General features: G+C 72.2%; 9 protein-coding genes. 7 read left to right on the top strand and 2 right to left on the bottom strand.

Annotated elements, in window-relative coordinates; translation table 11 throughout:
- The first annotated feature begins 78 nt into the window (after positions 1-78).
- The 3 genes from RR1_RS00735 to phoH2 all read left to right on the top strand — a co-directional run bounded on the left by RR1_RS00735 (position 79) and on the right by phoH2 (position 4,237).
- Complete coding sequence (locus RR1_RS00735) at positions 79-1,284, top strand: hypothetical protein (protein ID WP_010839109.1); 1,206 nt, start codon at positions 79-81, stop codon at positions 1,282-1,284.
- A 70-nt stretch (positions 1,285-1,354) separates the two neighbouring features.
- Complete coding sequence (gene glyA / locus RR1_RS00730) at positions 1,355-2,650, top strand: serine hydroxymethyltransferase (protein WP_010839110.1); 1,296 nt, start codon at positions 1,355-1,357, stop codon at positions 2,648-2,650.
- A gap of 273 nt (positions 2,651-2,923) precedes the next feature.
- The gene (gene phoH2 / locus RR1_RS00725) at positions 2,924-4,237 is read left to right on the top strand and encodes an RNA 5'-3' helicase PhoH2 (protein ID WP_010839111.1); all 1,314 of its coding nucleotides are present in this window, start codon (positions 2,924-2,926) and stop codon (positions 4,235-4,237) included.
- Between the two features lie 15 nt (positions 4,238-4,252).
- Here phoH2 and RR1_RS00720 read toward each other — a convergent pair whose 3' ends face one another.
- Positions 4,253-5,887 (bottom strand): (2,3-dihydroxybenzoyl)adenylate synthase, encoded by a 1,635-nt coding sequence (locus RR1_RS00720; RefSeq protein WP_010839112.1) that lies wholly within the window; start codon positions 5,885-5,887, stop codon positions 4,253-4,255.
- 92 nt (positions 5,888-5,979) lie between these two features.
- Here RR1_RS00720 and RR1_RS00715 point away from each other — a divergent pair, with 92 nt between their 5' ends.
- Genes RR1_RS00715 through panD form a run of 3 tightly spaced genes read left to right on the top strand, consistent with a single transcriptional unit; the run spans position 5,980 to position 7,879 of the window.
- A complete protein-coding gene (locus RR1_RS00715) occupies positions 5,980-6,732 on the top strand; it encodes an SDR family oxidoreductase (RefSeq protein WP_238559034.1) in 753 nt (250 codons plus the stop codon).
- Positions 6,733-6,779: 47 nt separating this feature from the next.
- A complete protein-coding gene (locus RR1_RS00710) occupies positions 6,780-7,451 on the top strand; it encodes an isochorismatase family protein (protein ID WP_010839114.1) in 672 nt (223 codons plus the stop codon).
- A complete protein-coding gene (panD, locus tag RR1_RS00705; RefSeq protein WP_010839115.1) occupies positions 7,448-7,879 on the top strand; it encodes an aspartate 1-decarboxylase in 432 nt (143 codons plus the stop codon). The genes RR1_RS00710 and panD overlap by 4 nt, the downstream gene beginning before the upstream one ends.
- 15 nt (positions 7,880-7,894) lie before the next feature.
- Here the strand turns inward: panD and RR1_RS00700 are convergent, their stop codons facing one another.
- Positions 7,895-8,785, bottom strand: coding sequence for a siderophore-interacting protein (locus RR1_RS00700; protein WP_051111240.1), 891 nt, complete (start codon positions 8,783-8,785; stop codon positions 7,895-7,897).
- Positions 8,786-8,967: 182 nt separating this feature from the next.
- Between RR1_RS00700 and RR1_RS00695 the strand changes: the two genes are divergently transcribed.
- The gene (locus RR1_RS00695; RefSeq protein WP_010839117.1) at positions 8,968-19,314 is read left to right on the top strand and encodes a non-ribosomal peptide synthetase; all 10,347 of its coding nucleotides are present in this window, start codon (positions 8,968-8,970) and stop codon (positions 19,312-19,314) included.
- Positions 19,315-19,369: the final 55 nt, after the last annotated feature.

Raw genomic sequence — 19,369 nt, 5'->3', positions numbered from 1 at the left:
TGCTCGGTCCCACAGACCGAGTCGTCGCCGGGTCGGATTCTTCGGGGTCGCGACGGCGTGGCGCTAGAGTCGGACGGCATGGACCACGGCGACCTCGTTCGGGAATATCTGCTGCTCGGCCTTGCTTTCGACCGGATCGAGGAGGGCTTCGTCGACGCCTACACGGGCGATCCCGCGTTGCGCGCCCGGGTCGAGAACGCGCCCGCGCCGCAGCCGCGCGAGCTCGCCGCGTCGGCACGCACGTTGCGCGCCGAGCTCCCGTCGGCGGGCCTGTCGACGCAGCGCACGGCATTCCTCGACGCGCACCTGCGGGCACTCGAGACGTCGGCGCGGCGGTTCGCGGGAGACGACATCGGGTTCGTCGACGAGGTCGAGGCGTATTTCGACGTGCGGATCGCCCGCGAGGACGAGGACAGGTACCGCGAGGCGCACGCGCGGATGGACGCCGTGCTGCCCGGGCCGGGGACGCTCGCGGAGCGCGTGCGCGCACATCGCGCCGCGGACGAGATTCCGCCCGAGCGGCTTTCCGACTGTGTGGCGGCGTTCTCGTCGGCGCTGCGCGATCTGGTGCGGGAGCGCTATCCGCTGCCGGACGGCGAGATCGTCGACTACGAGATCGTCGGGGACAAGCCGTGGTCGGGGTTCAACTACTACCTCGGCGACGACCGGTCCACCGTCGCGATCAACTCGGATCTGAAGCAGCAGCGCGCGAATCTGCCGCATCTCGTCGCGCACGAGGCGTATCCGGGCCATCACACCGAGCACTGCCGCAAGGAGGCCGGGCTCGTGGCGGCCGGGCAGCTCGAGCAGACGTTGTTCGTCGTCAACACGCCGCAGTGCCTCATGGCGGAGGGGCTGGCGGATCTCGCGCTCGGCGCGATCGTCGGGCCGGGTTGGGGCCGCTGGGCGCAGGAGATCTACGCGGACCTGGGGCTGCGATTCGACGGCGAGACCGCCGAGGCGCTGTCGGCAGCGTCGTCGCAGCTGCTCGGGGTGCGGCAGGACGCCGCGCTCATGCTCCACGACGAGCATCGTTCCGCCGACGACGTCGCGGCCTTCCTCGAGCGCTGGACGCTCGCGACGCCCGAGCGCGCCCGCCAGCAGTTGCGGTTCCTCGGGTCGCCGCTGTGGCGCGCGTACATCAGCACCTACGTCGAGGGCTACCGGCTGCTCGGCGGCTGGCTCGACGCCGCCGAGGACACGGACGAGCGCATCGCGCGGTTCGGCAGGCTGCTCGACGAGCCGCTCGTTCCGAGTGCTCTTCGGGCCGACGACGCCGCGTGACGACGGGTTCGTAGACTGGGGAGTGCACGGCCCCGCTCACCTACACACTCACGCACTGGAGACGTCTCGCATGACCGCTGCGCCCGGTACCGACCTCAACAACGCCGCGCTCGCGGACCTCGACCCGGAACTCGCGCACGCGATGGCCGGCGAGCTCGGTCGGCAGCGCGACACGCTCGAGATGATCGCCTCCGAGAACTTCGTTCCGCGTGCAGTGCTCCAGGCGCAGGGCAGCGTCCTGACCAACAAGTACGCCGAGGGCTACCCGGGCCGCCGCTACTACGGCGGCTGCGAGAACGTCGACGTCGTCGAGGACCTCGCCCGTACGCGCGCGAAGGAACTGTTCGGCGCCGACTTCGCGAACGTCCAGCCGCACTCGGGTGCGCAGGCCAACGCCGCGGTGCTCATGGCGCTCATGAGCCCCGGTGAGAAGCTGCTCGGGCTCGATCTCGCGCACGGCGGCCACCTCACGCACGGCATGAAGCTCAACTTCTCCGGCAAGCTCTACGACGTCGCGTCCTACGGTGTGAGCAAGGAGGACCACCGGATCGACATGGACGAGGTGCGCGCGACGGCACTCGCCGAGAAGCCGAAGGTCATCGTCGCCGGCTGGTCGGCGTACCCGCGCCACCAGGACTTCGCGGCGTTCCGCTCGATCGCCGACGAGGTCGGCGCGTACCTGTGGGTCGACATGGCGCACTTCGCGGGCCTCGTCGCCGCGGGCCTGCACCCGTCGCCCGTTCCGTACGCGGACGTCGTGTCGTCGACCGTCCACAAGACGCTGGGCGGCCCGCGCTCGGGTCTGATCCTCGCGAAGCAGGAGTGGGCGAAGAAGCTCAACTCGGCGGTGTTCCCCGGTCAGCAGGGCGGCCCGCTCATGCACGTGATCGCGGCGAAGGCCGTGTCGCTCAAGATCGCCGGCACCGAGGAGTTCAAGGATCGCCAGCAGCGCACGATCTCGGGCGCGCAGATCCTCGCCGAGCGCCTGACGGGGTCGGACGTCGAGGGCAAGGGCATCAGCGTCCTCACTGGCGGCACCGACGTGCACCTCGTGCTCGTCGACCTGCGCAACTCGAACCTCGACGGACAGCAGGGCGAGGACCTGCTCCACGAGGTCGGTATCACCGTCAACCGCAACGCGGTCCCGTTCGATCCGCGCCCGCCGATGGTCACGTCGGGCCTGCGGATCGGCACGGCGGCGCTCGCGACCCGTGGTTTCGGCGACGCCGAGTTCACCGAGGTCGCCGACATCATCGCGGCAGCGCTGACCGGTTCGTCGGACACTGCGTCGCTGCGTGCGCGCGTCGACACGCTCGCCGCCGACTTCCCGCTGTACGAGGGACTCGAGGACTGGCGCCTGCTGTAGCGAGATCGCCGGGCTGCGTGACGCTCCGCGACGGCGGAGCGTTACGCAGTGTTCACCGACACACCGGTCTCCCGCGCGGCCGATCCGCGACATCGGCGGTAGCGTCACGAACGACGGACAGCGGGGAAGCTGTTCGTCGCGGGAGGTCCTGATCGTGACTGAGCAATCGGTGCGAGGGGGCCGGCACCCGGCCCTCGTGCGGTGTTCCGCACCAGGGACGGCCCGGCCTCGCCGACAGAGTTCGTGTGGTGCCACACGAACCTAGGAGCCCACGTGACTGCTACTCGCTCCGTTCGCACGTACGTCCTCGACACGTCGGTCCTGCTGTCCGATCCCTGGGCGGTGACCCGGTTCGCCGAGCACGACGTGATCCTGCCCCTCGTGGTCGTGGGGGAACTCGAGGACAAGCGGCACCACCACGAGCTCGGATGGTTCGCCCGCGAATCGCTCCGGCTGCTCGACGACCTCCGGCAGGTGCACAGCCGGCTCGACCGGCCGGTGCCGATCGGTGACTCCACGGGAACGCTGCAGGTCGAGCTCAATCACACCGATCCCACGGTGCTCCCCGTCGGTTTCCGCACCGACTCCAACGACTCCCGCATCCTCGCGTGTGCGCTCAACCTCGCCGCGGAGGGGCGCGATGTCGTCCTCGTCAGCAAGGACATCCCGCTGCGGGTCAAGGCCGGCGCCGTCGGGCTGCCCGCGGACGAGTACCACGCACAGGACGTCGTGCCGTCCGGCTGGACGGGGATGACGGAACTGTGCGTGCCGTCGAGCGAGATCGACGTGCTGTTCCGCGACGGCGCCGTCGACCTCGACGACGCACGGGAGTTGCCGTGCCACACGGGTATTCGCCTCGTGGGCGAGACGTCGAGTGCGCTGGGCCGGGTGACGGCGGACAAGCGGGTGCAGCTGGTCCGCGGCGAGCGCGAGGCGTTCGGGCTCCACGGCCGCAGTGCGGAACAGCGTGTCGCGCTGGATCTGCTGCTCGACGAGAGCGTCGGCATCGTCTCGCTCGGCGGGAAGGCGGGCACCGGCAAGTCGGCCCTCGCACTCACTGCCGGGCTCGAAGCGGTCCTCGAACGGCGCAGTCACCGCAAGGTCGTCGTCTTCCGTCCGCTCTACGCCGTCGGCGGCCAGGATCTCGGCTATCTGCCGGGCAGCGAGAGCGAGAAGATGGGGCCGTGGGCGCAGGCCGTCTACGACACGCTCGAAGGGCTCGCGAGCCCCGAGGTGATGGACGAGGTGATGGCGCGGGGAATGCTGGAAGTGCTGCCGCTCACGCATATTCGCGGCCGGTCGCTGCACGATTCGTTCGTGATCGTCGACGAGGCGCAGTCGCTCGAACGCAACGTGCTGCTCACGGTGCTCTCGCGGCTCGGGTCGGGCTCGCGCGTCGTCCTGACGCACGACGTCGCGCAACGCGACAACCTTCGTGTCGGGCGGCACGACGGCGTCGGTGCCGTGATCGAGAAGCTCAAGGGGCACCCGCTCTTCGCGCACATCACGCTCACGCGGAGCGAGCGGTCGCCGATCGCCGAACTCGTCACCGACATGCTCGAGGAGTTCGGTCCGACGCCGCGGTAACCGAGCGCGCCGGGATCATCGGGCGGTGAGCAGGGTCCGCAGATCCTTGCGGCTGGTCTTGCCGACCCCGGTCTCGGGGAAGGTGTCGAGAACGGTCACGGTGTCGGGCAGCTTCCACGTCGCGAGTCCGCGCTCGCGCAGGAACTTTCGCAAGGTTCCTGCGCGGGGCGGCGCCTGCGGATCGGCGGGGAGCACGAAGGCGCACGTCCGGTTGCCGAGGTACGGGTCGGGCACACCGACGATCACGACGTCGCGCACGGCCGGGTGGCCGAGGAGGTGCTCCTCGAGCTCCTCGGCCGAAACCTTCTCGCCGCCACGGTTGATGTGGTCGACGGCTCGCCCGCACACCACGATGTTGCCGTCGGGATCGCGCCGGACGACGTCGCCCGTGCGGTACCAGCCGTCGGCGGTGAACGAGCGCGCGTTCGCGGCGGCATTGCGATAGTAGCCGCGAATCGTGTACGGGCCCTGGGTGATCAGGTTTCCCTCGGCGCCGGCGGGGACGTCGTTGTCGTCGTCGTCGACGACACGCACCTCGTCGTGTTCCGACATCGGGCGGCCCTGGGTCGTCAGGGTGATCTCGTCGGGGTCGTCGAGTCGCGTGTAGCAGACGAGGCCCTCGGCCATGCCGAAGACCTGCTGCAGCCGGGCGCCGAGGGCGGGGCCGATGCGGGCGGCGAGCTCGTCCGGGCAGCGTGCTCCGCCCACGAGGACGGTGTCGAGGGACGAGAGGTCGGCATCCGTTCCGGCTTCGGCGGATTCGGTCCACAGCCGCGCGAGGGGCGGGACGAGGCCGGTCGTCGTGACGCGGGCCTTCTCGATCATGGCGAACGCGGCCGAGGGCGCGGGGGAGAGTGTCAGCGCGACGGTGCCGCCTGCGGCGATCGTCCCGAGGATTCCCGGCGAACTCATCGGGAAGTTGTGTGCGGCAGGCAGCGTCGCGAGGTAGACGGTGTCGCCCGTGACGCCGCAGATCTCGTTGCTGCGCACCACCGAGTACAGGTAGTCGTCGTGGGTGCGGGGGATGAGCTTGGGGATTCCCGTGCTGCCGCCCGACAGCTGCAGGAACGCGACCGACGAGGCCGCGACCTCGGGCAGCGTCTCGGGTGTCGGTCCGTCCGCCAGAGCAGCGAAATCGACTGCCTCCCGGACGGGTTCACCGGTCACCGGCAACAGCACGACGTCGCGCATCGCGGGGCTCGCCGCCGCTACCTCGCGGGCGAGCGCTGCGTGGTCGAAGCCGTCGTGCGTGTCGACGGTGATCAGGGCGATCGCACCCGAGGCCTCGGCGAGCGCCGTCAGTTCGGCGCGCCGGTGTGCGGGGAGACAGAAGACGGGGAGCGCCCCCGCGCGGAAGACCGCGAAGAACGTCTGGACGTACTCGGCGCGATTGGGGAGCGCGAGCATGATGCGATCGCCCGGTGAGACGCCCAGCGTGACGAGTCCCGCGGCGAGCCGGTCGACTGCCGCGTCGAGGTCCGCGTAGGTCCACGCGGTGCGCTCGTCGACGACGGCGAGGTGACCAGGACGCGCCGCGGCGGTGGCCCGCAGGACGTCACCGAGCGTGCGGCCCGACCACAGTCCCGCGTCGCGGTATCGGCTCGCGAGATTCTCGGGCCACGGGGTGAAGGCGGCATCGTCGGTGGTCACGGACGGTCTCCTCGAACTCTCGGACGGCGGACGGCGCGGCTGCCGGGTCGGGGCGACCCCGCGGGCATTGAGGGTAGCCTATGCTCACCCGCATGGACGGACTCGAGACGCGGATCGCCGTGGTCACCGGAGCGGCGGGCGCGATCGGCAGGGCGACCGCCGCTCTCCTGGCGAAACACGGCGCGACGGTCGCCGTGTGGGATCGCGAGGAGGTCACCGACGTGCCCGACGGCGGACTGGCGCTGACGGTGGACGTCACCGACCCCGCAGCCGTCGCGGCGGCGTGGGGGCGCACCGAGGCCGAGCTGGGAACACCCACGATCCTCGTGCACGCCGCGGGCGTCCTGCGGACCGGATCGGCGCTCGACGACGACCACACGGCATGGCACGAGTGCCTCGCCGTCAACGCCACCGGAACGATGATCGTCGCGTCGGAGGCCGCACGCCGCTTCGTCGCCGCGGGCGGCGGGGCCATCGTGGTCGTGTCGTCCAACGCGGCCGCGAGCCCGCGCACGTCGATGGCCGCCTACGGCGCGTCGAAGGCGGCGGCGACCTCGTTCGTCCGGTCGCTGGGACTCGAGGTCGCGCGGCACGGCGTGCGCTGCAACATCGTCTCGCCCGGATCGACCGACACCGCGATGCTGCGCGGCATGTGGTCCGATCCGTCCGACGCGGAGGGCGTCGTCGCGGGGGACGCCGAGCAGTTCCGGCTCGGTATCCCGTTGCGACGCATCGCCGACCCCGAGGACATCGCGAACGCGGCCGTCTATCTCGTCTCGGACGCCGCCCGTCACGTCACGATGCACGATCTGCGGGTCGACGGCGGCGCGACTCTCGACATGTGAACCGCCACCGACGATTCCGCCACATCAGACCAGAGGAGGGTTCCACCGTGGCAATTCCACCGATCGCGCCGTACCCGATGCCGACTCCGGCGGACGTGCCGTCCGCGCGCGTCGACTGGGCGCTCGACGCGTCGCGCGCGGCGCTGCTGATCCACGACATGCAGCGCTACTTCGTCGACGCGTACCAGCGGGGTACCGAACCGATCGAGCCGGCGATCGCGAACATCGCCCGCTTGCGTGAGGCGTGCCGGGAGGCGCACATTCCGGTCGTCTACACGATGCAGCCGGGGGATCAGCATCCGTCGCGCCGTGGCATTCTCGCGGACTTCTGGGGCACGGGCCTGACGACGGGCGACGAGACGCTCGTCATCGACGAACTCGCTCCCGGTCCGGGTGACATCGAGGTCACCAAGTGGCGGTACTCGGCGTTCCAGCGGACCGATCTGCGTCAGCTGCTCGGGCACTTCGGTCGTGATCAGCTGATCGTGACCGGTGTCTACGCGCACATGGGCTGCATGCTCAGTGCCGCCGACGGTTTCATGAATGATGTGGCGCCGTTCTTCGCACTCGACGCGACGGCGGACTTCTCGCGTGACGAGCACGTCATGGCGCTCGAGTACGTCGCGAAGCGGTGCGGCCGCGTCGAGACGACCGACGCCCTCGTGTCCGCGATCGAGGCGACCGCGGACTCCCGACTCGCCGTGGAGGCCGCACGATGACCGCACTGCGCACCACGGACGGGCTGCGAACGATGATGGGCGGGAAGATCCACCGCGCCACCGTGACCCAGGCCGATCTGCACTACGTCGGATCGGTGACGATCGACGCGGACCTGCTCGAGGCCGCCGACATCCTCGAAGGCGAGCAGGTCCACATCGTCGACATCACCAACGGCGCGCGCCTCGAGACCTATGCGATCACGGGTGAGCGCGGCAGCGGTGTCATCGGGATCAACGGCGCGGCAGCGCATCTCGTCCACCCTGGTGATCTCGTGATCGTGATGTCGTACCGGCAGGTGGGCGGTGACGCCGCACGCGAGTGGCAGCCGCACGTCGTTCATGTGGACGAATCGAACCGGATCGTCGCGCTCGGACACGATCCGGCACAACCGGTTCCGGGCGCGACCGACCAGCTGTCGCCGCGGTAGGAGCCGGGGCCCCGCTCAGTGCGCGGGCTTGCCGATGTGTTCGCGGCGCCGGAGATCGAGGCTCTCCCGCGCGGATTCGCGCAGGGTCCGGACGCGCCCCAGCGGGGTGCGTCCGGTGCTCGGTGCACGCCAGTATCCGGACGCGTCGAGCAGATCGCGGGGGATCCCCAGGTCGCTCGCGACGGCACGCAGCGACCGGACGATGTCGGTCTCGCCGGCGATCCACATCCACCCGGTGCCGGAGCGGGGCGCGATGCGTGCCGCGGCTTCGGCGAGTAGTGCGGCGGCGGTGGTCCCGGCCTTCCGGTGCACCCACGTGACTCCCGGAAGATCGGGCTGCTCCTCGTCGGCGTTCTCCACGAGAATCGCCGCGTGCACCGGGACGTCGTGTGTCTCTTCGAGATACCGCGAGATCGCGGGCAGCGCGGTGTCGTCCCCTGCGAGCAGCCACCAGTCCGCGCCGCGGGGCGGCAGCGTCGCGATCTTGGGGCCCGCGAGGTGCAGGGTGTCGCCGACTGCGGCGGAGCGCGCCCACGTGCCGGCGACGCCGTGCCCGTGGAGCACGAAGTCGAGATCGAGCTCGCGCTGCTCGGCGTCGAAACGCCGGACGGTGTACGCGCGGGCGGTCGGTGCGGGCTTGCGCGGCCAGTGGAGGTGCCCGTCGTGCTGCTCGGGGAGCACGGGGCCCGCCTGCGGCCCGTCGGCGAGGAAGACCTTGACGTAGTCGTCGGCGCCTTCGGTCGTGAAGGCAGGGAGGTCGAAGCCGTTCGCCCGGAACGCCCCCAGCTGCGGCCCGCCGAGCGTGATGCGGCGCATGCGCGGGGTGACCGCGCGGGTCCGGAGGACCTCGAGTTCACGCAGCACGATGGGCAGGTGCAGGCGGCGGGAGGGCGTGATCACGGGCATCGGTCGGCCTTTCGGGAGTCTCGGTCGCCCTCGAGGGAGTCATGGCGCGCTCGAACCTTAGCGGAGCGAGAAGTGCCGCAGCGGACACACGATCACGACCGGAGAGACTGCTAGGGTAGGCAAACCTTACCGAACTGTACGTCCGGGAGCTCGCGCCCGCACCAGAAAGGTGGAATCGTCCGGTGAAGTCGACGTCGGCACAGTCCGCACTGTGGTTCGCCCAGCAACTCGATCCGCAGAACCCGACATTCGTGACCGTCGAGTACGTCGAGCTTCCCCGCGACGTGGACACCGCCGCCCTCGCGGACGCGGTGGTGCGCGGCGTGACCGAGGCCGGAACGCTGACGCCGCGAATCACTCCCGGCCACGGGGACATCGAGATCACCTACGACGGCGGGCCGTTCCCCGCCCCCGAGGTCGTCGTCACCACGACGGACGAATCGGACGCGGGCCTCGAGCGGTTGCGCACGACCCCGATCGATCCGCTGCGCGATCGACTCTTCGGCGCCAGGATCGAGCTCACCCCCGACGCGTGCCGGCTCGTCCTCTGGTCGCATCACCTCGTGTGCGATCTCTACGGGTACACGCTGCTCGTCCGGCGGATCGCCGAGATCCACAGCGCCCTGGTCTCCGGGGCCGAGATTCGTGCAGCCCGCTTCGGCGACGCCGCTGCGGTGCACGCGGCCGACGAACGGTACCGCGACAGCGACGACGAACGCGCCGACGCCGAGTTCTGGGCCGATGCTCTGCGCGGCGCGCCCGCCGCCCCGACGCTGGCCGCGAGCCCGCCGGTGGCCGCGTCGGCCCTCGCCCGGCAGATCGTCACCGGGTCCGCGCGGGTGCCGGGTGCGCCGCTCGCCGAGGCCGGACGCTCGTGGATCGACGTCGTGACCGGAGCGCTCGCCGCCTTCGTGTCGCGCCGGACGTCGGGAGGCGAGGTCGTCCTCGGGTTCCCCACCATGAACCGCTTCGGGACGCCCGCGGCGGCCGTCGTGACGACCGCCGTGAACGTCGCCGCGTTGCGCCTCGACGTGACCGCCGCCGACGGCCCGGACTCGCTCGCCGCGGTGGTGCGCGACGCCCTCGCGGGGATCCGGCGGCACGCGCGCTATCGCACCGAGTGGATCCATCGGGACGCGCAACTCGCGGCCGGTGACGCCGGTGTCGTCGGGCCCGTGGTCAACGTCAAGCCGTTCGCGGACTCGGTGACGTTCGCGGGAGTGTCGTGCCCGATCCGTTCGATCGCGCGCGGCCCCGTGCGCGACGTCTCGTTCGTGGTCGAGCGGTCGGGCGACGAGCTCGAGGTGCTGGTCGACGCCGATGCCGCGCGCTACTCCGCCGACGACGTGCGCCGGATCGCCGAGGGGGCGGCCCGTCTCGTCGGCGAGGTCCTCGCAGGCGGCTCGCCGCGGACCGCCGACGTCCTGGCGCCGGACGAGATCGCCCGCGTCGTCGGCCCCGCCCACAGCGACGGCAGCGCCCCGGACGTGTCGGCCGAGTTCGACCGGCAGTGCGCCGCGACGCCGGAGGCGCCCGCACTCGTCGCGGGCGACGTGCGGTGGACGTATCGCGAGCTCGCGCAGCGAGTCTCGACCCTCGCCGCATGGCTGCGCCGTGAAGGCGCGGGGACCGAGGTTCCCGTCGCCCTCGCGCTCTCACGTGGTGCGGACATGGTCGTCGGTCTGCTCGCCGCGTTGCGGGCCGGGGCGCCGTACGTCCCGCTCGATCCCGGCTTCCCGGCGCATCGGCTCGAGCACATGCTCGCCGACGCCCGTCCGCCGCTGGTGTTCACCGACGACGGGACCGCCGCGGGGCTGACGTTGCCGGCGGGAACGCGGACCGTCTCCGTCGCCGGTGCGATCGCGGGCGCACCCGGCGACCTCGACGACCGTGGTGTGCCGCACGAGGATTCGGCGGCCTACGTCATCTACACCTCCGGATCGACGGGAACCCCCAAGGGTGTGACGCTGTCGCGGCGCGCGCTGGCCCGGTTCGCGCACGCGGCACCGGTGGGCCTGCGTGACGGGACGCGGCTGCTCGCCGTGACGACGCTGTCCTTCGACATCGCGGTGCTCGAACTGATCGTCCCGCTCGTGCGCGGTGGCTGCGTCGTCGTCGCGGCGGACGACGAGGCACGCGATCCCGGAGCGCTCGCGAGGATCGTGCGCGACGAGGACGTGACCGTGATGCAGGCGACCCCGTCGCTGTGGGGAGTGGTCCTCGAGGACGGCCGGGCAGACCTGTCGGGTGTCGACGTCGTCGTCGGCGGTGAGGCGCTTCCCGACGCCGTGGCACGCGGGCTGGCCGAACGCGCGCGGTCCGTCGTCAACATGTACGGCCCCACCGAGGCGACGGTGTGGTGCACGAGCGCCGAGGTGACCACCGAGCGCAACGACTCGTCGATCGGGCATGCGTACCCGGGCACGGGGATTCGCGTTCTCGACCGCTGGCTGCGGCCCGTGGACGTCGGCGTCGTCGGTGAGCTGTACGTCACGGGGGAGCAGCTCGCGCGAGGGTATCGCGGCCGTGCGGGGCAGACCGCGACCCGGTTCGTCCCGGATCTGTTCGGTGACGGACGTATGTATCGCACGGGCGATCTCGTGCGGCGCACCGCGTCCGGCGACCTCGACTATCTCGGCCGCAGCGACGCGCAGGTGAAGGTACGCGGGTACCGCGTCGAACTCGGTGAGATCGAGGCCCTCGCGGCGCGGAACGGCGCCGTGCGCGGCGCCATCGCCGCGGTGCGCTCCGACCGGATCTGCCTGTACGTCACGACGCGCGCCCCGCTCGACACCACCGGCCTCACCGCCGAACTGGCGAGTGAGCTGCCCGGATACACGGTGCCGTCGGCGATCACGATCCTCGACGAGTTCCCGCTGACCCCGAATCTCAAGGTCGATCGGGCCGCGCTGCCCGATCCCGAGTTCACCGCGATGGCCGGGCGCGCGCCCGAGGGTGCCGTCGAGATCGATGTCGCCCGCATCGTCGCCGACGTGCTGGACGTGGCCGGCGTTTCCGAGATGTCTGCCGACGCCGACCTCTTCACGCTCGGCGCCACCTCGCTCGCGCTCACCCGCATCCTCGGCCGCATCGCGCACGTCTTCGACGCGACGATCACGTTGCGGCAGGCGTTCGACGCCCCGACCGTCGCCGGGCTCGCGGCGCTCGTCGCGGCGGCGCCCCGTGCGCAGGCGCGGATCGAGCCGCGCGGCGACGGCGCGACGCCGCTCTCGTTCGCGCAGGAACGGTTGTGGCTGCAGGACCGGCTCGCCTCGGGCGATCCCGCTCGCGCGAGCTACAACATCCCACTCGTTCTCGACCTCCAACCGGGCACCGCCGACACCGAGCGCTGGACGGCTGCGCTCGCCGCCGTCGCGCACCGGCACGAGGTGCTGCGGACGACGATCACGGTGGGGGCCGACGGCCCGATCGTCCGGATCGGCGACACCGCACCGGAACTCGAGGTGCTCGACCTGACCGGAGAGGGGTGCACCGACGAGGAGTTCGCCGCAGCGATCGACGAGCGTGCGCGCACGCCGTTCGACCTCGCCGCGTCGGCACCGTGGCGGGTGAGCCTGCTGCGTGGCACGGAGCGTGCCGTCCTGCTCGTCGTCGTCCATCACATCGCGGCCGACGAATGGTCGGTGGAGCCCCTTCTCCGTGACCTGACCGACGCGTACGAGGGGCGCGACCTCGCGCCGCTCGCGGTGCAGTACGGCGACGTCGCGGCATGGGAGCGCGCGCGACCGCAGCGCACCGCGGACCTCGACTTCTGGCGCGAGGCCCTCACCGGTGCACCCGACGAGATCACGCTTCCCACCGACCGCCCCCGGCCCCCGGCGCCGAGCGGACGCGGCGGCGACGTGTGGCTCGACCTCGACGCCCGGACCGTGACGGGATTGCGGCAGTTGGCATCCCGGTCCGGTGCGACGACGACGGCGGTCGCGCAGGCCGCCGTCGCGGCGCTGCTCGCCCGCGTCGGCGCGGGGGACGACATCGTGCTCGGTGTCCCCATCGCGCAGCGTCCCGACGCCGCGCTCGAGGACGTCGTCGGTGTCTTCGTCGACGTGCGCCCGGTGCGGCTCGCGGTGTCCGACGACGCGACGCCCGAGGGGCTCGTCCGGTCCGCTGCGGACGCCACGCTCGCTGCGGCGGATCATCCGCACGCGCGTCTCGAGGACGTCGCCGACGCGCTCGGGGTCCGTCGGTCCGCCGCACGGGCGCTGCTCTTCCAGGTGATGGTCCAGCACCGCCGCGCGCTCACCGCGCCCGTCGCCGGTCCGGTGCGCGACGTCGACTTCCGGAGCACGGGGACCGCGAAGTTCGACCTCACCGTCGAGTTCGTCGAGTCCGCGCCGCCCGCCACGGATGCGCGGGTGCGCCTCGAATACTCCGCCGATCTGTTCGACCGCGACGGGTCCGAGGCCCTCGCCGGGCGGCTGGACGCCGTGCTGCGGGAGTTCGCCGCCGCCGCGCCCCGCGTCGTGGGCGACATCGACGTCCTCGCACCGGACGAGCGCCCACTGCCCGCCGCGCCGCCCGCGACCGGCCTCGGGCTCGCGGACCTCCTGCGCGAGAGCCGCATCGCCGGGGGCGACGCCGTCGCACTCGTGTTCGGCGGCACCGAGATCACCTACCGCGCACTGGACGAACGGGTCGCCGCGGCGGCCGCGACCCTGCAGGCCCGCGGCGTCACGCGCGGCGACGTCGTCGCGCTGCACATGGACCGGGGAGTCGACTTCGTCGTCGCGCTGCTCGCGGTGCTCGACGTCGGCGCCGCGTACCTTCCCGTCGATCCCACCTATCCCGACGCGCGCGTGCGGTACGTCCTCGACGACGCCCGGCCCGCGCTCGTGATCCGGGAGGCGATCGGCGCACCACCGAGCGAGGGTGCCCCCCGCCGGGTCCCGGCGCGCGGCGACGACGCCGCGTACGTCCTCTACACATCGGGGTCGACCGGCACGCCGAAGGGGGTCGTCGGAACGGCGGGGGCGCTCGCCAATCGTCTCGCATGGCAACGCGATCTCACGGCGGGCCCCGGACCGGACGTCCGGCTGGCGAAGAGTTCGGTGAGTTTCGTCGACGGTACGACGGAGATCCTCGCGGGCCTCGTCGCGGGTGCGCGCGTCGTGATCGCGAGCGACGACGAGTCGCGCGACGTCGCGGCGCTCGCCCGGCTGGTCCGCGATCACGGCGTCGGGATGCTCACGGCGGTACCGAGTCTCGCAGCGTCGCTGGCAGGCGAGTACGCGGCCGACGTCGCCGCGATCCACACGTGGTTCCTGTCGGGTGAGCCACTGGGCGCCGACCTCGTCGCGCGGCTGCGTGGCGCCGGCGCACGGGTGTTCGACTCGTACGGTTCCTCCGAGGTGGCGGGCGACGTCACGGTGTGGGAGGCGGACGGGCCGCGCGTGCTCGTCGGCGCCCCGGTCGCGGGCACCTCGGCGGACGTGCGCGATGCGCGCCTGCGTCCCGTCGCGTCCGGTGTCGTCGGCGAGCTGTACGTGGGCGGAGTCCAGTCGGCGCGTGGCTATCTCGCGCGCCCCGGTCTGACGGCGACCCGGTTCGTCGCGGCACCCGGCGGTGAGCGGGTGTTCCGGACGGGCGATCTCGTGCGGCGGCTGCGGGACGGCCGGCTCGAGTTCGTCGCCCGCGCCGACCGCCAGCTCGCACTGCGTGGGCTGCGGATCGAGCCAGGCGAGATCGAGGGTGTCCTCACGGCGCATCCGTCCGTGGGCCGCGCGCTCGTCGACGTACGGGCGCTTCCGGGCGGCGACGGCATCGTCGCCTACGTCACGGGCACCGGCGCCGACGCGTCGGCGCTGACCGCGCACGCGCGAGAGTTCCTGCCCGACTACATGGTGCCGACGATCGTCGTGCTCGACGAGTACCCGCTGCTGCCCGGCGGCAAGGTCGATCGCGCGGCGCTCCCGCTTCCGGCCGCGGCGCCGCGTCGTGCCGCGACGGCGGACGAGCAGCTCTACTGCGACCTCCTGGCAGAGCTCGTCGGTCCCGGCGGCGACGGCACGGAGGTCGGTCCCGACGACGACTTCTTCGCGCTCGGCGGCAGTTCGCTGCTCGCCGCACGGCTGATCGCGGCGGTGAAGGAGCGGACGGGCTGGGAGCCGACGCTGCGCGACGTGTTCGAGTTGCGGACCCCCGCGGCGATGGCCCGCGCGGCCGCGCCGTCGCGCACCGAGCGTGCGCCGCTGGTGGCGTGCGGTCTGCCGCCCGTCTCGCCCGTGTCGACGGCGCAGCGTCGGCTGTGGTTCCAGTACGCGACCTGGGGGCCGAGCCCGACGTACACGATCGCGTTCGGGGTCCGCCTGAACGGCGACGTCGACACCGATGCGCTCACGAGCGCCTTCGCGGCCGTCGCGGCACGGCACGAACCGCTGCGCACGACCTTCGGGGTCGGCGACGACGACCGCCCTGTCCAGATCGTCCATCCCGCAGGCGAACTCGGCGTCCCGGTCGAGATCGTCGACAGCGACCTCGATCCCGCGTCGGGTTGCCCCGCGGCCGAGGATCTGCTGCGCACCCATGCCCGCGCGGTGTTCCGGATCGACGAGGAGGGACCGCTGCGTGGCGTCCTCGTGCGCGGTTCCGGGACGGCGGTGCTGCTCGTCCTCGTCCACCACATCGCGGCCGACGAATGGTCCGCGACGCCGCTCATGCGTGACCTCGCCGCCGCGTACTCGGCTGCCGTCGGTCCCGCCGGGGCCACCGAGCCGAGCCCGCTGCCGGTGCAGTATCGCGACTTCACGCAGTGGCACGACGAGATCCTCGCCGCGCCGGGCGGATCGGGCGACTCCGTTCGCGACGAGCAACTGCGGTTCTGGACGCAGCGCCTGCAGGGAGCACCGGACGAGATCGCGCTGCCCCGTGACCGTCGCCGGCCGTCGGAGCCGACGTTCGCCGGTGCCGCCGCCCCCTTCCATCTCGACGCCGCACTGCGCACGCGTCTCGAGGCCGTCGCCGCCGAGCAGGGGGCGTCGATGTTCATGCTGACGCACGCCGCGGTCGCGGTGCTGCTCGCCGGGCTGGGTGCGGGCCGGGACGTCGTCGTCGGTGCTCCCGTCGCGGGCCGCGGCGACGCCGCGCTGCACGACCTCGTCGGATTCTTCGTCAACACCGTCGTGCTCCGCACCGAACTCGTGGGGGACCCGTCGTTCGCCGACGTCCTGGCACAGGTGCGCGACGAGGATCTCGATGCGTTCGCGCACCAGGACGTTCCGTTCGACGCCGTCGTCGACGCGCTCGATCCCGAACGCTCGTTCGCACGGAATCCGCTGTTCCAGGTGCTCGTGCAGTACCGCGATCCGATCGAGCCGATCGCGCTCACGGGTCTCGACGCCGCGCCGCTCTTCGTGGAGCCGGGAACGGCGAAGTTCGATCTGACCTTCGATCTCGGCGCCGACGACGCGGGCGGTGTCCGCGGGCGGCTCGAGTACGCGACCGACCTGTTCGACGACGCGACCGCGACGGCACTCGCCGAACGCCTGCGCGCGCTCCTGACCGCGATCGCAGCCGACCCGCACACCCCGATCTCGCGGCTCGATCCCGTCCTCGACACCGAACGGGACGCGCTCGCGGCGATCGAGACCGGGCCCGCGGCACCGGAACCGGCCCCCGGCGACGGGCTCGGCCACCGGTTCGCGGCACAGGCAGCTGCGACGCCGGACGCGGTCGCGCTCGTCGAGGACGCGACCGGAACCGAGCTGACGTACCGCGAGCTCGACGACGTCGTGGAGCGCGTTGCGCGGGCGATTCGTGCGACCGCCTCGATCACGCCCGAGAGCGTCGTCGGTGTCGCGGCCCAGCGCGGGATCGCACTCGTCGTCGGGTTGCTCGCGACGCACCGGGCCGGCGCCGCGTACCTGCCGCTCGACCAGAGTTATCCCGTCGACCGGCTCGCGTACATGGTCGCGGACGCCGCGCCCGCAGTGATCCTCGCCGACGGCCCCCGCGACGTCGACGTCCCGGTGATCGTGCTGCGTGAGGACGGTTCACCCGACACGGACGTGGCGTCGGGCGACGCGTCCGTCCCGTCGGGCGGCGACCACCCTGCGTACGTCGTCTACACCTCCGGCTCGACGGGACGCCCCAAGGGCGTGTCGGTGCCGCACCGCGCCGTGCTCAACCGGATCGACTGGGGACAGGAACGTTTCGGGCTCACGAGCGACGACCGCGTCCTGCAGAAGACGCCGTGCGGCTTCGACGTCTCGGTGTGGGAGTTCTTCTGGCCCCTGCTCACCGGCGCGACGCTCGTACTCGCGACGCCGGACGGGCACCGCGATCCGGGGTATCTGCGTGAGGTTCTCGTGCGCAGGGCGATCACGACGACGCACTTCGTGCCGTCGATGCTCGGTGCGTTCCTCGACGACCTCGAGAACAACGACCTCGAGAACGACGACCGCGCGAACGACGATCTCGCACGCCCGTCGATTCGCCGGGTGCTGTGCAGCGGTGAAGCACTCACGGCGTCGCATCGCGACCGCTTCCATCGCCTCGTCGACGGCGAGCTGTTCAATCTCTACGGCCCGACCGAGGCGGGAATCGAGGTGACGTGCGCGCGGATCGGCGCCACGGATCCCGTGACGATCGGGTGGCCGATCCGCGCGACCTCGACCCACGTCCTCGACGAGTGGCTGCGGCGGGTTCCGCCGGGGGTAGCGGGGGAGCTCTACCTCGGTGGTGTCCAGCTCGCCCGCGGGTACGTCGGCAAGCCCGGGACGACGGCCGAGCGGTTCGTCGCCGACCCGTTCGCGCCCGGTTCCGGTGAGCGGCTGTACCGGACGGGCGACATCGTCCGTCGCCGCGAGGGCGGCGGGATCGAGTACCTCGGCCGCGCCGACGGTCAGGTCAAGCTGCGCGGGCTGCGGGTCGAACTCGGCGAGATCGAGGGCGTGCTCGCGTCGCATCCTGCCGTCGACGCCGCGGTAGCGGTGGTCGGTGGCGGGCAGGTCCACGCGTACGTCGTGGCCCGCGAGGACGTTGCGTACACCGACGTGATCGCTCACGCCGCAACGGTCCTGCCCGAGTACATGCTGCCCGCGACGGTCACGATGCTGGACGCGTTCCCGCTGACCCCCAACGGCAAACTCGATCGCGGCGCGCTGCCCGAACCGCACGTGCCCGTGGGCGGGCGTGCGGCGGAGACCGACGAGGAACGCGCGGTCTGTGCGCTGCTCGCCCGTGTCCTCGACGTCGGCGACGTCGCCGCGGACGACGACTTCTTCGTTCTCGGTGGCGACAGCATCTCGTCCATGACGCTCGTCAACTCCGCTGCCCGCGAGGGCATCCGGTTCTCCGCACGCGACGTCTTCCAGTTGCGTACCGCCGCGGGGCTCGCGGCGGTCGCCGAGTTCGAGCGGCCCGAGTTCGAGCAGCCCGAGACACCGGCCGGCGACGACGACGGCACGCCCGAGTTGCAGGCCGATCCCGGTGGGCCCGCGGCCCTCACGCCGGCGATCCACGCCGCCCGTGAGGCCGGCGACCTCGGTGCCGCCGGTTCCGTTCGCGTCGAGATTCCCGATGGTGTCACGGATTCCGGGATCGACGCCGTGCTCACCGCCCTCGTGCAGGCGCACGACGCACTGCGGCTGACCCTGACCCGCACCGCTGGGGTGATCTGGTCGCTCGACGTCGCGCCGTCGCACGGGGCCTCGGCCGAGCTCGGCTCGGGTCCGGTCGACCCGGAGGCGGGCCGGATGCTCTCCGCGACGCGGAACGGCGCGGAACTCGAGGTCCTGATCCACGAGTTCGCGGCCGACGACGCCTCGCTGGCGGTCGTCGCCGCCGATCTCCGGGCGGGTCTCGACGCCGTCGCCCGCGGCGACGAGCCCATCGTCGCACGGCCGGAGCCCGGGGTGAGGGAGGCGGCCGACGCGCTGACGGCGGCCGCGCAGGACCCGGCGCTGTTCACCGACATCGCGCACTGGTCTGCGGTCCTCGCCGGTGGCGGCGGTCTCGCCACGGGGGAGCGAAGCAGCCGGACGGCGCGCGTCGCCGTCGGCCCGGACCTGGCACGAGGCGACGACCCGGCACGAGGCGATGATGCCCGGGTGCGCGACATCGCGGCGGACGCCCTCGCGGACGCGCTCGCCGCGACCGGACGAGACACGAACGTCCCCGTCGCCGTCCTCACGCGCGGCGCCGCCGTTGCGGGCACCGTCGGGTCGCTCGAGGTGGTCGTCCCGCGGTCGGCGGCCACGCGAGGTGCCTCGGTCGCGGACACCGGGTACGCGACGCTGCGTCACCTCAACGCGCAGACGGCGCCGGCCCTCGCGGGACTGCCGCACCCCGTCGCCCTGGTCCGCGTGCTCGCACCCGGGGTCGTTCCGGCGCCGTCCCGGTACCCGCTCGAACTGCGCGTATGGGCGGATTCGGACAGCCCGTCGGTGTCGATCGAGATGCTGGGCGATACAGCCGGTTTCGGAGACGGGGCCCTGGACGCGGTGTGCGTGGCCTGGGAACGCGCGTTCGCGGAGCGCCTGGCGGCCGCGACGGCGGGCACGCTCGCATGAGTCGCCCACTCTCGGATCCGGGGAGTTCGGTTAGGCTACCCAAAACTGGCATCCC

It is taken from the genome of Rhodococcus rhodnii NBRC 100604 (genome assembly GCF_001894925.1).
Lineage (GTDB): Bacteria > Actinomycetota > Actinomycetes > Mycobacteriales > Mycobacteriaceae > Rhodococcus_F > Rhodococcus_F rhodnii.
This window is presented reverse-complemented; position numbering and strand designations above follow the sequence as displayed.